The 13,312-nt window shown below is 45.4% G+C and carries 13 protein-coding genes; 4 read left to right on the top strand and 9 right to left on the bottom strand.

All coding sequences use genetic code 11. The annotated features are described in order from the left end of the window. Positions 1–52: 52 nt before the first annotated feature. The gene (locus tag NO989_RS16605; RefSeq protein ID WP_371342904.1) at positions 53–1,012 is read right to left on the bottom strand and encodes a LysR family transcriptional regulator; all 960 of its coding nucleotides are present in this window, start codon (positions 1,010–1,012) and stop codon (positions 53–55) included. Between the two features lie 188 nt (positions 1,013–1,200). On the opposite strand from NO989_RS16605, the gene NO989_RS16600 reads away from it, so the two are divergent. Beyond that, a complete protein-coding gene (locus NO989_RS16600) occupies positions 1,201–2,031 on the top strand; it encodes a DUF4437 domain-containing protein (protein WP_156078296.1) in 831 nt (276 codons plus the stop codon). Between the two features lie 117 nt (positions 2,032–2,148). Here the strand turns inward: NO989_RS16600 and NO989_RS16595 are convergent, their stop codons facing one another. Together NO989_RS16595 and NO989_RS16590 are read right to left on the bottom strand one after the other, a co-directional pair. Beyond that, positions 2,149–2,955, bottom strand: coding sequence for a DUF3307 domain-containing protein (locus NO989_RS16595; protein WP_156078295.1), 807 nt, complete (start codon positions 2,953–2,955; stop codon positions 2,149–2,151). Positions 2,956–3,005: 50 nt separating this feature from the next. Next, a complete protein-coding gene (locus NO989_RS16590; protein WP_156078294.1) occupies positions 3,006–3,752 on the bottom strand; it encodes a hypothetical protein in 747 nt (248 codons plus the stop codon). A 278-nt stretch (positions 3,753–4,030) separates the two neighbouring features. Between NO989_RS16590 and NO989_RS16585 the strand changes: the two genes are divergently transcribed. From NO989_RS16585 to NO989_RS16575, 3 genes are all read left to right on the top strand, one after another. Further along, entirely contained in the window at positions 4,031–4,549 is a 519-nt protein-coding gene (locus NO989_RS16585) for a TetR/AcrR family transcriptional regulator (protein WP_371342903.1), read from the top strand. Positions 4,550–4,613: 64 nt separating this feature from the next. Continuing rightward, positions 4,614–5,669 (top strand): alcohol dehydrogenase family protein, encoded by a 1,056-nt coding sequence (locus NO989_RS16580; protein WP_156078293.1) that lies wholly within the window; start codon positions 4,614–4,616, stop codon positions 5,667–5,669. Positions 5,670–6,000: 331 nt separating this feature from the next. Further along, a complete protein-coding gene (locus tag NO989_RS16575) occupies positions 6,001–6,759 on the top strand; it encodes a DNA/RNA non-specific endonuclease (protein ID WP_014949288.1) in 759 nt (252 codons plus the stop codon). Positions 6,760–6,785: 26 nt separating this feature from the next. On the opposite strand, the gene NO989_RS16570 is transcribed toward NO989_RS16575, so the two are convergent. The 6 genes from NO989_RS16570 to NO989_RS16545 all read right to left on the bottom strand — a co-directional run bounded on the left by NO989_RS16570 (position 6,786) and on the right by NO989_RS16545 (position 13,311). After that, positions 6,786–7,655: a sterol desaturase family protein gene (locus NO989_RS16570; RefSeq protein ID WP_156078292.1), complete on the bottom strand. Its 870-nt coding sequence runs from the start codon at positions 7,653–7,655 to the stop codon at positions 6,786–6,788. Positions 7,656–7,727: 72 nt separating this feature from the next. Further along, positions 7,728–8,393, bottom strand: coding sequence for a CDP-alcohol phosphatidyltransferase family protein (locus NO989_RS16565; protein ID WP_156078291.1), 666 nt, complete (start codon positions 8,391–8,393; stop codon positions 7,728–7,730). A gap of 76 nt (positions 8,394–8,469) precedes the next feature. Further along, complete coding sequence (locus NO989_RS16560; protein ID WP_014949285.1) at positions 8,470–9,099, bottom strand: ATP-binding cassette domain-containing protein; 630 nt, start codon at positions 9,097–9,099, stop codon at positions 8,470–8,472. Positions 9,100–9,147: 48 nt separating this feature from the next. Then, positions 9,148–10,947, bottom strand: coding sequence for an ABC transporter permease (locus NO989_RS16555; RefSeq protein ID WP_371342902.1), 1,800 nt, complete (start codon positions 10,945–10,947; stop codon positions 9,148–9,150). Further along, complete coding sequence (locus tag NO989_RS16550) at positions 10,947–12,335, bottom strand: ABC transporter substrate-binding protein (RefSeq protein ID WP_371342901.1); 1,389 nt, start codon at positions 12,333–12,335, stop codon at positions 10,947–10,949. The genes NO989_RS16555 and NO989_RS16550 overlap by 1 nt, the downstream gene beginning before the upstream one ends. After that, positions 12,322–13,311 carry a DUF547 domain-containing protein gene (locus NO989_RS16545; RefSeq protein WP_156078288.1) on the bottom strand — a complete coding sequence of 330 codons (990 nt, stop codon included), beginning with the start codon at positions 13,309–13,311 and terminating at the stop codon, positions 12,322–12,324. The genes NO989_RS16550 and NO989_RS16545 overlap by 14 nt, the downstream gene beginning before the upstream one ends. Position 13,312: the final 1 nt, after the last annotated feature.

The following is a 13,312-nucleotide window of genomic DNA, read 5'->3' as shown; positions in this document are numbered from 1 at the left end:
GTTTATTTTTTAGTCACTTAGCATCGAAACAAATGAGTATCTAAAAACGAGCTCAAATTTCATTGGAGACAGGCCACTCTCGCTCTGTCAGAATATATGTATTGATAAGACGTTGACGCTTACTTTCAATAACCTGTTTTAATTCATCTCTAATTAATCTTACCGCTGGCGTAATAAGATGTCGGCTAGGCAGCATGAGCCACATTTCAGTTAGCGGTACGTGGTAACCAATCAAAATACGCTGCAGCTTTCCGCTCAGTAAATCCTCCGCAACGTCTATACATGACTTTTTAGCGATCCCCTCTCCATCTACGCACCAGCGTCGAACAATATCACCGTCATTCACAGCGCGATTACTGTTCACTTTCACTTTAACTCTCTCGCCCTCGTTGATAAGTTCCCACGTATTGTGGGTTTGGTCGTAGAGCTTATAAAGAAGTGCGTTGTGCTGCGCTAAATCAGTCAAAGTTGTAGGCTCACCGTTTCTTTCTAAATAATCGGGAGACGCGCAAATCACATGCAGAATATTGCACACTTTAAAACCATACATCTGCGATTCTTTAACCGCTTCTTTTGTCATGGCTCTAAGTGCTACATCTACACCATCGCGGTAGAAGTCCACCCGACTGTCGCTCACATGTAATCGCAATGAAAGTTCTGGATTTTCGCGTTGCACTTTATTTAGCAGTTCACGCATTAAGTTGCGACCCATTTCCGAAGACATCGCCATGCGAAGCTCACCATGAATGCTCTGCTTCTGCTCTGTCACTAATGCAAGGCCCTGCTGTAAGGTGTCGAGTGCCTGCTTTGCCATAGGCAAATACTGCTCTCCTTCAGGTGACAATCGAATTTTGCGTGTACTTCGCACAAATAGCGCTACGCCAAGCTGCTCTTCTAAACGTTTAACCGCCATACTTGCAGCAGATGAGCTAATATCAAGTTTTATCGCAGCAGTGGTTATCGAGCCCACTTCAGCCACCTTTACGAACACAGACAGGTCTTCGGTTTTCATACTTCCCTCAACGTTTATTTCACTCTTTTGATTTCAAGGCGAAAAAGACAAAGCAAAATGGATCACCTCTATTATCCACATTTTCAGGAAAGTCTTTATTGATTTTGGTCGTTTATGAGACTTATTCGAAATAATAGACTGTGCCTGTCTGTTAAATACAACCTACGACCAACAATTAGGAGGTTTGAATGAAACCAACGAACCGAAGCAAGCTGACAGTAGCATCGCTATTATTGAGCACCTGTTTTCTTCTTGTACCCGGCGCACACGCACAAGACAACGTTATTGCAGCCAAGGATGTAGAATGGGGTTACTTGAACCCAGCCCGTGGCGACAAAAGCCCCGGGGCAGCAGACTTGTGGGGAGACCGAACAAAAGACACGGCAACGGGGATGTTAGTGCGATTTAACAAAGGCTTTGAATCGCCACCGCACATTCACAACATAACCTATAGAGGTATTGTGATTGAAGGTGAAATGCACAATGACGATCCAAACGCAGCAAAGATGTGGATGCCAACAGGTTCGTTTTGGACTCAACCTGCAGGTGAAGCTCACACGACTGCAGCAAACGACAAAACCAACCTGATTTACCTGGAAATTGATGAAGGCCCATACCTTGTAAAGCCATCAAAAGAACATTTTGACAACGGTGAAAGGCCAATCAACGTTCACGCAGACAATATGGTGTGGCTGCAAAAAAGCGACCTTGTAAATATAGCGGCCGACGGTGTTTCTGTTGCCTATTTGTGGGGCGAGACAAGTAGTGTATACGGTACCCTTGTCAAGCTTCCAAAAGGATTTAAAGGTTCAATAAAATCTAATGGTGATGAATTTAAGGCAGTGGTTATCAAGGGAAGTATCAATTATACCCAAAACAATACCCCCAGACAGATTGAATTAAACGCAGGAAGTTACATTGAATCATCAACTGCCGCACACCATTCTGTTGAAAGCGCAAACCAAAGCGAAACCATTGTATACGTAAGAACGTCGTCAAAATTTAGCGTTACAGATTAGTACGCTTTTTTCAGCTCACTTACGCGGGGCATTTCCACGCTTGCTTCGCGTATTTTCTAGGTGTTCAGCAATCATAGTCAACAAGCCTTTGCAAAAGCAGTACGTTAAGGAGGTTTGCTAAGACTTTATGGGTAATTGCCCTAATGCCGCTGCGCATGCCAAGCCAATGGCAAAGGTCATCGCCACACTGGTGAAGGTGCCCAAAAGTACATATTCAGTTAGCTTTCTGTCTTGGTGTTTAGTGAGGTCGCCAAAGCGAAATATAGATTTAGCCGCAATAAGAAAACCTATGGCAGAAAATTGATTTAACAATACAAAGGTAAGCATGAGTACGCGCTCTAAATAGCCAATTCGTTGACCTGCCAGTGATAAAGTTTGTTGTGCCTCTGTACTTATTGTGGGCGGGTCATTGGGATGAGAAGACGGCATTTTGTTAGCCAATACTTCATCGCTCCAAGGCGACAGCAGCTGTTTAATAATAACTGAACTGGGCTTGAGTACCGCCAAATAGGCTAAGACCACTAATAGATGCGATGTACCTACCTGCTGAAGTAGTCCCACTGCCTCGCGCCACTGGTTGGTGGCATACAAAAATACGCCAAAGATCACGACAATGTGCGCTATTTGATCGACAACAAAAGATGTAGTGTTTTGCTTACAATACGATTTAATCACGTCAATTTTGAAGTGAGAAACGGCGACTACAATTGCCCCAATACCTACACTTGCGATACTTATCGTTGATGAAAACGAGAACATTGCTGCTGCCGCGAGTATACCGTGAATGATTGCGTGTAGGTATAAGGGCAAAGCCAGTGCGTGTCGTTCGTTTCTTTGCTGTACCCAGGTAAACGGTTGAAAATAAAAGTCTGCTAATAGATGCGCTAACACAAGTGCCACCAGCAGTTGAGGTTCAGCAAGCATGTGGCTCTCCTATCACAAGCATTATGTTTTTTGTATAACCCGTCATCACGTTAGTATTCCTTGGTCAATTGTTCCGTTTTTAATGAGGTTCCACCTTGAACCCATAAAATGAGCGCTCTCTCCATATAGTCGAGATATTCTGCTATCAGTTTATAGTTACTGGCATTGAGAATTCGACTTACATTGCTGCGATTCTTATCTAGTATGGCCGCTACACTTTCATGGCTCTTATCCGTGGCTTCAAGATACGCGAGTAAGGTTTGCGACTGGGTTTGTGTCAGTCCATTGATATGCGCGTCGGCAAAACGTGTTAAGAGCTGCGTTTTGTCGTCGAGTGTTTGTTCACCGCTACAAAAAGTAAGATGGTGCGGCTTTATGTTATCTAACCCTCGTCCTGACAACACAAACGCGTCTCCAGTCCCAGTTTTTACTTCTGAAGGGCGAAATTGCGCTTCTCCCACAGCAACACTCATTCGCACGTCCACACCTGAAGCGTGCGCCTTAAGAGCTAGCCGCAATCCAACTGCGGCTGCAATGCTATGCTGTGGTTGTGCAACAACTAGCTGGAATGCGTCTCCTCGATAAATATCAAAGTCTCCACCGTAGTACTCGGCGTAGTATGTTAAACGCTCTCTCAGCGTAGCAATTATCTCTCTGAATTCAGCATCAGAATAAGACTGAGAGTTGGAGACGTCACCGGTAATCACACCAGCGCGCTTTTTTGTATTGCTTGTTAAAGCACTCTTTCTTGTCATTTCACTATGCGCCGCGTTGTCTTTTCTACTTTCAATAGACACTTTTTTCCCGTTCAGGGGTCCACTATGACACGCTACCATCTCAAATTCAAAAACAATCACACAGCAAAATGTGATTATTATTAATCACAAATTCACATGTGACTAAATTGCGTAACGGAAAGCAAAATATAACAAAGAACGTATAGCGGCTGTTGATTAAGTAGAATACTTATTCTACCCTAGAGTAGAATATTCATTCTACTTAAAATCTGTTTAATTGGATAACAAGCGATGTGCCAAGCAGACGAAAATAACAAACGCTTTCGAGGAGACCCGGTATGACCGCGCCCAAACAATCTGAGTTAGCTTCGAAACTAGAGCAAGCTTTTGCCCTTTACGGATTCGCAGAGCCTAATGTGGCTAAACTCAAGGACTACACTGGCACCACACTTAAAACCTTGTACAAATACTTCCCTTCAAAAGAAGACATGATTATTGGCGCGCTTGACTATCGTCACAGCCGTTACATCGCGTTTCTGGAAGAAAACTGTCCCTCGACGCGTAACGAAGCAATTAACCACATATTTGAACGCTTGTCGGTGTGGCTAACGACATTCGCTCCCAGAGGTTGCATGTCATTGCAGGCTTTGGCGAGTTACCCCAATAACCTTCAAATTGAAACCGCTGTGAACAACCACAAACACGCGGTGCTAACGTGGCTGAATGAAAAGCTCGAAGACCCAGCCCTTTCAAACAGCGTGTTCCTGCTACATGAGGGCATGTCATCAGCATGGCCAACGATTGGTGATGAAGTGTTAACCGCAGCGAAAGGCGCACTAACAGTGCTACTTGATTAGCCCTTCTTAGCACTTGCATCAACCATTACCTTTCTCGTCTAAAGCAAAAATTCTGGAGGACAATATGAAATCATTGCCAAATGAAATGTACGGCGTGCAGTTAACCAAACATGGCGCTCTCGACGCGCTTACATTTAACGAAAACATACCTTTGCCTACACTCAGCGACAACGATGTACTTATTGAAGTACGCGCTGCGGGGGTAAACAACACCGACTTAAATACGCGAAAAGGTTGGTATTCCAAAGGCGACAACAATGCAGAAGATGCTGGATGGGCCGGCAATGCGTTAAACCTACCTCTAATTCAAGGCGCCGACGTATGTGGCTATATTACCGCTGTGGGTAATAACGTGAGCAAAGAACGTATTGGTGAACGCGTCATCATTGAGCCTTGTTTGGTAGAAGTTGACAGTAAACCGCTAAGTACCCCTTGGTATTTCGGCTCGGAATGCAATGGAGGTTTCGCACAGTTTACTAAAGTCGCATCGCGCCACGCCCATGCAGTAAATTCAACGATGACAGATGTGGAACTAGCCTCGTTCCCCTGCTCTTACTCTACAGCCGAAAACATGCTGCACAGAGCAAACGTAAAAACAGGTGAGCGAGTATTTATAACCGGTGCCTCGGGCGGCGTAGGCTCAGCTGCCGTACAACTCGCTAAAGCACGTGGCGCCTATGTTGTTGCAGTAACCAGCGAACAAAAGCAATCAGCCATACAAGCATTAGGCGCCGACAAGACCGTTTTGCGTGATGAAGATTGGCAACACATGGCAGAAAGCGAGCCGTTCGACGTTGTTATCGACCTTGTTGCGGGCCCACGATGGCCTGAGCTACTTGAGATCCTAAAACCGTTTGGCCGCTATGCTACGTCGGGCGCAATTGCTGGTCACGACGTTTCTTTGGATGTTCGGACTCTGTATTTGAAAGATTTAACCCTGTTAGGCTGCACTATTTTAGGACACGATGTATTTGCCAACTTAGTAAAACACATCGAAGCAGGCAATATTAAACCACTAGTATCGAGCACATTCCCACTAAGTGAAATACACCTAGCGCAGCAAGAGTTTGAGCAGAAAAAACACATTGGTAAGATGGTATTGACGTTACAGCCCAAATAACGTCGATATGCCCGAGAGAACATAAACCAAAGTCCTTTGACGACGGGCGTTCCTATGAGCTTCGCCGAGTAAATGCTTGGCGAAGCTCTTAACACTAATTCTTACACAGCTGAGCATAATTTTCTGCCAGCATATCTTGCGCGATAACGTGCTTCGTCGGATTGTTCTACAAGCCAGGGCATTATAAGAAAAGCCACTGCTAATCGCGTTTTCAAACATAGGTATTTGTTTTTGTACTCTTTGTAACATTAGGTACTATTTCCTGACATTTTAGACCTGTACTTTGGTACAGCCTGTAAAACGCAGGCGTCTAAAAACAAAAGGAAATATAATGAAAAAGCTCATCGCGTTCACACTAACAATTTGCGCATTTAATGCGTTTGCTGATAACTGTGTTTACAACTGCCCCACTGGTCAATCTGGACAAACCATTACCCGTTCCATTTACACCCTAAACAATAATGCACAAACAAAGTTCGCCAACTGGGTGGCCTATCATGTAACCCCAAGCACTATTGACGGCCCATCAAGAAGTCGTAATTGGAAAGCTGACCCTTCAATTAACTCTGCGAATACTTTAGAGCCGAACGATTACAGCGGAGCATGGGCTACAATTGGCACTGACCGCGGCCATCAAGTTCCTCTTGCTTCGTTCAGCAACACAGCCGATTGGCAAATGTTAAATTATTTATCAAACATTACACCTCAAGATTCAGACCTAAACCAAGGTCCTTGGGTGGATCTAGAAAATGCGGTGCGTGATGTAGTGAGAACTGGGCAAGACGTTTATGTGGTTTCTGGGCCGTTATATGAGTGGTATTTCGCTACTCTGCCAGAGGCAGATGAGTCGCACAGCATTCCTAGTGGATATTTTAAAGTCGTCATTACCGATGTTAACGGCTGGGTGGAAGCCTCTGCTTTCATCCTAGAGCAAAACGCAGCTCGCAGTGATAACTTTTGCGCAACTGAGGTAACGGTTAATGAAGTTGAATCCAGAACAGGTCTAAACATTATGCCGTCACTACCAAGCTATAAAGAAAATGCTGTTGAAGGGGGATTAGGAGGCTTAACCGCTGCGCTCGGCTGTTAATAACCCATCTAAAAAGGCAGGGATGCCTACCTCTTTTTAAATGGCTGCTGTAAAAGCGCAATGATACTTGCGTTCTTCTTAGTGGCTGGCACGTCTTTTTGACCAATGGGCAATGTTTCGTCGCTAAACGCAGCGCGAGGCGTAAAACTATTAAAGAGCCTATCCCACCACGATACGCTAAAGCCATAGTTAGAATTAGATTCATTTTTAGCCTGGCTATGGTGAATGCGATGTAAGCGCTGTGTGATTAGCACAAGCCCAATTCTATCATCCCACTTTTGTGGCAACCTAATATTGGCATGATTAAAAAGGGCAAAGCCATTTAGCGCTACTTCAAAGATAATAATAGCAATAGCTGGCACGCCTAGTATCACTACCGCCCCGGCTTTAATCCCCAAGCTCATAGCAATTTCAACTGGATGAAAGCGAAGGCCTGTAGTGGTGTCGACATGACTATCGGCATGATGCATTTTATGAAAGCGCCACAACATAGGCACGGTATGAAAAAGTCGGTGCTGCCAATAGATAAGCATATCAAGTAGTAAAACACTTAAGGTTACGATGGCTATATGAACAAGATACGTTGAAGAATTACTGAGAGGCTCACCACTGTTTAGCAGTTGATTAGAGCTTGAGGCATCAGCCGGCACGGCATCCAGTAAAACGTTGAACACACCTATGCCTTTCTGCTGCGCCCATAAAGACACACCGACGAGTGTGGCCGGAAGCAAAATACGCGATACTAGTGCCCCCATTACCACCATGGACAAGTTACCCAACCAGCGTGTTTTCCTACTAAGCACGGCTTCACGCGCTGGCAACAGTGCTTCAAGTACTGCCATAAGCACAAAAACGCCAAGAAATACGCTTAAGCGAATAACCGCGGTATTATCCAAAGCAAATTACCTTTATCACGTTAATTACTTTCAAAATTCAGATTACTTTTACTGCTACGAGAACTTTCACCATCATTCATAACCTGAAGAAGGCACTGTACGTTCTGACTTAGCAGCGTCGCGCTCTACCCTATGAAGCGTAGAAAAGCCCCCTACTATGCGAGTAATGACTGTTACGGCACAGGCTGCAGCGAACACATAGGCAAGCGTTGCAAAATACTGCGGCCAAATACAGAACGCCAAAAACACAAAAATGGTTTCAGTGCCTTCGGTTAACCCCTGCATATAATAAAAGCTTTTGTTAGCAAACTGGGGCCTATCTATTTGAAACTTCTCTGCTGCAATGGCAAAGGCTAAAAAACTGCTGCCAGTGCCAATAAAGGTAGCTAACAGCACCATTGCTGGTATGCCCCACTCTTGAGGGTTAGCAATGCCAAACGCCAAAGGAATAGAAGCGTAGAATAGAAAATCTAAGCAAATATCTAAAAAACCACCCGCACTACTGCTACTTTGCTGATAGCGCGCCAATTCACCGTCAATTCCATCAAAAACACGATTCAATATGATGCAGGCTAGCGCCATATTCCACCAGTTAAGAATAATAAAGGGAAGCGCAAGAACACCGATGACAAACCCGGCAAGCGTAACCTGATTTGGGGTAACGCCCTTGCTGTCTAGCGCTTTTATCAACGGTTTTAAAAGTGGCTTTATAAAAGGGGTAACTTTGGCATCTAACATGACATGTCTCTTTACTCGCTCTGCAGTATTTTTTTACTATTTCAGTACTACCTTCGGCAGCACCTATGTAATACCGCTATAAAATTTCTATGACGTTACCGCCTGCGGCTAGCGCATCATCTTTATCGTGTGTCACTAATACTGCGGGAATATTACGTGCTTTTAGCTGCGAAAACGTCCAGCTGCGAATTTGACTTCGAAGGGCTACGTCTAGTTTGCTGAACGGCTCGTCAAGCAATACCACATCAGGCTCAGAAGCTAACGTTCTGATAAGGCTTACTCTGGCCTGCTGACCACCAGAGAGCGTATTCACAGTCCGGTCAGCGATGCCGTCAAGTTCGACGGCCACTAATAACGCGTTTATGGCGTCGTGTTTCAATTGCTTGTTTTTATATGCCTTATCAGGCATAGCGAACGCAATGTTTTCGCCCACGGTCATGTGTTCAAATAAAAGCGCATCTTGAAACATAATACCCACTTTGCGAAGGTGCGCATCGATTTCGTTTATCACCACGTGGTTAATTTTAATTTGTCCAGTAACGCTAAAGGGGGCCTGAAGCTGTCCGGCGATGGCTTGAAGTAAAGTAGACTTACCTGCGCCGCTAGGTCCCATAACGGTCAGCACTTCTCCCTTTGCTACCTCAGCACTTAACTGAAGCAGCGGCTTGTCATCGCGATAAATAACGATGTTTTCTAAACTAAGCACTATAAATTACGCCCTTGTAGTTTTTGCTCTTATGTTAGCCATGCGCTTTTACTGCACCGGGTCTGCGGAACGATTGCTGTGAGTATCTGATACCAGCATTTGCCTACTTCGTCTTCTCGTTGCAACTGCAGGCATGTACCAAGCGATCATAAAGCCAATTAACGGCATTACCGCTTGAATAATGACATACACCGCAGTAAGTCGCGTACTGCTCCCCGATACTGACGCTACAGCCTCGGTAGTAACAGTAGGGAGCGTCCCGCCAGACGCCAGCAAGGTAGGTAAATACTGGCTAAAACTAATTGCCAGCCCCAACGCCCATGCCACCATAATGGCGCTGAACAACGAAGGCAGCTTAACATGATAAAACACCTGCCACGGCGTTTTGCCCAAGCTCTTCGCCACCATGGCGTATCGGTTGTCGAACTTCCTATACGCCACCGCCATCGATAAAAACACGTAAGGCAAAACATAAACCATGTGCGCTACATAGGTGTGAAACCATACGGCGTTTTGAAAAACAAGCTGCTGGAACCAGACCAGACCATATAGGAAAGCTACGCCAGGTACCAATAGAGGCAAAAATAGAGAGACAGAAAATGCATTCTCAGCAACAGCACGCGCTGGCTTTAACTGTTCGCTTTCCAGCGTAAATAAAACAAGTACCAATGAAGTTGTACTCACCAGCACGCCAAGTAATAAGGTATTAATAAGCGGTGTTGTCAGCGCACTTGTTGCCGTATTCCAATGCAGCAGTGTTAGTCCCTCTGGCAATAGCAGCGGGAAATGCCATTGCTTAGCAAAGGAGTACACAACAACCGTGTATACCACTGTGCAAATCAAGATAATGTAAAACGCCATGATGACAAAGCCACACGTGCGTAACACTGCATCGGCAAAATATCGATTTCCACCTGAAAGGCTGCGCTTACCGGTGTAAGTCACTAATCGCTCTATACCAAAAAACAACAGTACCGCCACGGCTGAAACTGCCACCTGAACCACAGCAGCGCTACTTGCAAGCAGTCGCATGGACAAATCAATATGATTAAACCAGTGCATAATGGCGACAGCCAAAGTGCTCGGGTTATTTGGGCCTAGAATAAGTGGAATTTCTACATTTGAAGTGGCGAAAACTAGTACTGCTAAAAGCGGTAACTTTATCTGGGAAAAAATTGTCGGCAGCACCAGTTTAAAAAAGCTCGCAGTAGGCGAATAACCTAACGCTGTCCCCACCTTTACATACCCCGTGAGTTTCTTTTTCACCAGCGGCTGAGACATAACGCTTAGCGTCATTAACAAAATAAACGGCAGCTCTTTCAGGCTAAGCGCGATAAGTATACTTAGTCCTAGACTGTCATAAAGTAGCGTTCCATCATTCGCAGCGGGCAATGCCATTTCGCTGATTTCATTAACAAAGGGGGTTGTGAAAGCATGACTAAAATACGCATTCAAGCGCGTGGTGACTGCTGCAAAGATACCAGAAGGGCTAACTACAAATAAAAGGGAAATGGCCGCAGCCGCGTGGGGAAACACCAGAAACGGGCTTAACACACCCTGGATTTTGCCTAGCAGGGAAGATTGGTAAAACGTGGCGAGAATACAAAACGCTGCTATTACGGCTAAAAGGGTTGAGCCTATGCCCGTAAAAAGCGACAACCACATCATTTGCCAAATGTCTGGAAGACCGAATAGCGTCGCAAACACTTGCGTTGAAAAGGCGTTTGCGCCGATAGCTGGGAAGTAACCTAACGCAGGAAATATTACCCCTACCAGCCCTGCCAATACGGGAATACAAAGTAAAAGCAGCAAGCACCAGCGTGCAACAAGTGTAATGTGAGTAAACATTAGTAGCGTGCCCCGTAACGTTCATACCAGGCTTCGCGCAATTTATCAGTCCAGCTTGCATGGGGCTCGGCCAACAGCACCGCTGACTGAGATTTGTCGAGGGCAGATTTGTGCACAGCCTCGTCTTTAAACAGCATAGCTTGTGCTTGTGTCAGCGATGCCATATCAAGAACCGTATCGTCACCCCACACTTCCAGCTTTTGCTTCTCGGCCTGTGCTTCTGGCGAAAGCAAAAAATTTACTACTGTCTTTGCTGCTGTTTTGTTTTTCGAATTGTAGGTCAGCCCCACAAAATGGACATTAGCAAGGCTACCGTCTTGCATGGCATAGGTGCGAACATCATCGGGTAAATCAAAACGATTTACGGCTGATGGAATTTCAGCGGCGGTAAATGAAAACGCGAGTGTTAGCTCACCTGTGCCAACCAAGCGTTGAAGTTGTGAGGCTTGGCGAAGCATATACTTCCCTTGCTGCCACATAGTGGGATGCAATTGGTCCAAATAAGCCCAAAGCGCGGGCAATACAGCCTGAAGAGACGATTCAGTAACGGGTTGGTAAAACAAAGACTGCTTATCGCCGTTAAGAGCAATTGCTGCGTATTTTATAAAGCTAATGCCTAAATAATCGCTCGGCACTGGATAAGTGAAGCGTCCTGGCGCTTTTTGAGAGAACCGAAGCAGTTCATTAATGGTTTGCCCCGGCGTAGTGCCTAGCGCTTTCATGTGCGCGCTGCGATAATAAAACACCATGGACGCTTTCCCCCACGGTGCTTCCATACCAAGCGTGGGTTCACCAAAGTCAGTTACCATGGCAGAGTTCTTTTCCGGGCGGGTTAGCGCGAAATGATCAAGTTCTTTAACCCAGTCTTTAGCGAGCAAGCCATGCTTTTTCATTGCCGCAAAGTTTTCGCCATTTATCCATATTAAATCTACGCTGCCGTTATCGTGATTACCGGCCGCTTTTTCTGCTAATACGCGTGACACGGCGTCACTGGTATCAGCAAGCTTAACGTGCTGCAGTTCAATGTTAAAACGCTGGCTAACTTGCGCGGCGACCCATTGCAAATAACCATTTACTTGAGCGCTTCCCCCCCATGCATGAAAACGTACCAGAGGTTTGCTTTGTGTGTCGTCTTTAGGCGATTGCGCTGAGGTGCGCTTGAGCACCGTTGACGCACGTACTGGCGATTGATGCTGGCTCTGTATTTCATTGCCAGAAACATCTACACTGGGAAAATCAAACGGTACCGCAAATGAATGAGAAGCCGTGATTAGCTGAGAACTGAAAACAGCTGACGCCAGTGCCAGCCCCTTAATGAGGCGACTAAACTTGCCAAAGCGGCGTAAACAAGCCGCTTTCGTGCTAACTGAAGCGCTATTGCGTGGCATTGAGTGCCCAGTCGTAATCTAAGAATTCTAGCTCTGCGTTATCTTGCTCAAGCACTGAAACCTGCTGACTCGATAGGTTTAATGCATCTTTGTATAACAGCAAAAATTGGCTGAGATTTTCCGTGTTTACGTTTTTAATACCTTGCCAACTTTCACTTTTCCGATTGGTGTTTTTTTCAAAATCTTCGCTGTACCAGTCGAATATTTTTGAAAGCTTCAAGGTGTTACCGTCCATTCTGTTGCGAGACGTATCGGCTAAAAAACGCTTGGCTTGTGCGTCAAGCTGGCTATCTAGCCTTGCGCCAACATACGCTTCTTCTCGCAGCGCAGGGCAACCAATACTGGCACAGTTTACGGCGAAATGAATTCGAGGTTCGTTATATCCTTCCGTGGTTTTATTTTGTCCGCGAATAAGTTCGTGCTCTATTTCATCCAGCGTACGGGTTTTACCAAGTAGCGGCGCAATTTCCTTTTTCCATGGCGACGAGAAAAAGCTGCCTAAATCTCGAATAGAGTCTATGTCTGGGAATTCGGTGAGGATTAGCTCAACGGTATAAGCATTGTAAGCATTGATAAGAAATGCCAGTTGGTCGGCCTTGCTCCAGCCGTCAAAGGTACTTTTTTCTACCTTAGCTAAGCTATTTAAATACTGAGTTAAACGTTCCCTATCTTGTTTAAACCCATGGTAATCAACTTGCGTGCTGGCACCATTGTCTATGGTTTTCACATGCTCGCTTAGCAACGCACTAAACGGTTCGTGTAGCCTGTTCAATTGCTTTGGCACCGCTTCATCAGAGAGAGCAGACAAGCTTACGCTTGCAGCAAGCAGCATGATGCTGCTTACTGCCAATCGACCAAATTTTCTAATAGTGATTCGTCTGGACATCGCGATTACTCTTGTCATTACTTGTTCTCTCGCCATCACCAATGCGTTTTTCACCGCTAAGCCTTTTGTCACCGCTAATGCTTTTTTCACA

This window comes from Alteromonas sp. DY56-G5, assembly GCF_041414725.1.
Lineage (GTDB): Bacteria > Pseudomonadota > Gammaproteobacteria > Enterobacterales > Alteromonadaceae > Alteromonas > Alteromonas macleodii.
This window is presented reverse-complemented; position numbering and strand designations above follow the sequence as displayed.

Excerpts from the sequence above, each read along its gene's own strand:
- NO989_RS16605 (WP_371342904.1), bottom strand. The coding sequence starts at position 1,012 with ATGAAAACCGAAGACCTGTCTGTGTTCGTAAAGGTGGCTGAAGTGGGC.
- NO989_RS16555 (WP_371342902.1), bottom strand. The coding sequence starts at position 10,947 with ATGTTTACTCACATTACACTTGTTGCACGCTGGTGCTTGCTGCTTTTA.
- NO989_RS16565 (WP_156078291.1), bottom strand. The coding sequence starts at position 8,393 with ATGTTAGATGCCAAAGTTACCCCTTTTATAAAGCCACTTTTAAAACCG.
- NO989_RS16585 (WP_371342903.1), top strand. The coding sequence starts at position 4,031 with ATGACCGCGCCCAAACAATCTGAGTTAGCTTCGAAACTAGAGCAAGCT.
- NO989_RS16580 (WP_156078293.1), top strand. The coding sequence starts at position 4,614 with ATGAAATCATTGCCAAATGAAATGTACGGCGTGCAGTTAACCAAACAT.
- NO989_RS16550 (WP_371342901.1), bottom strand. The coding sequence starts at position 12,335 with ATGCCACGCAATAGCGCTTCAGTTAGCACGAAAGCGGCTTGTTTACGC.
- NO989_RS16575 (WP_014949288.1), top strand. The coding sequence starts at position 6,001 with ATGAAAAAGCTCATCGCGTTCACACTAACAATTTGCGCATTTAATGCG.
- NO989_RS16600 (WP_156078296.1), top strand. The coding sequence starts at position 1,201 with ATGAAACCAACGAACCGAAGCAAGCTGACAGTAGCATCGCTATTATTG.
- NO989_RS16595 (WP_156078295.1), bottom strand. The coding sequence starts at position 2,955 with ATGCTTGCTGAACCTCAACTGCTGGTGGCACTTGTGTTAGCGCATCTA.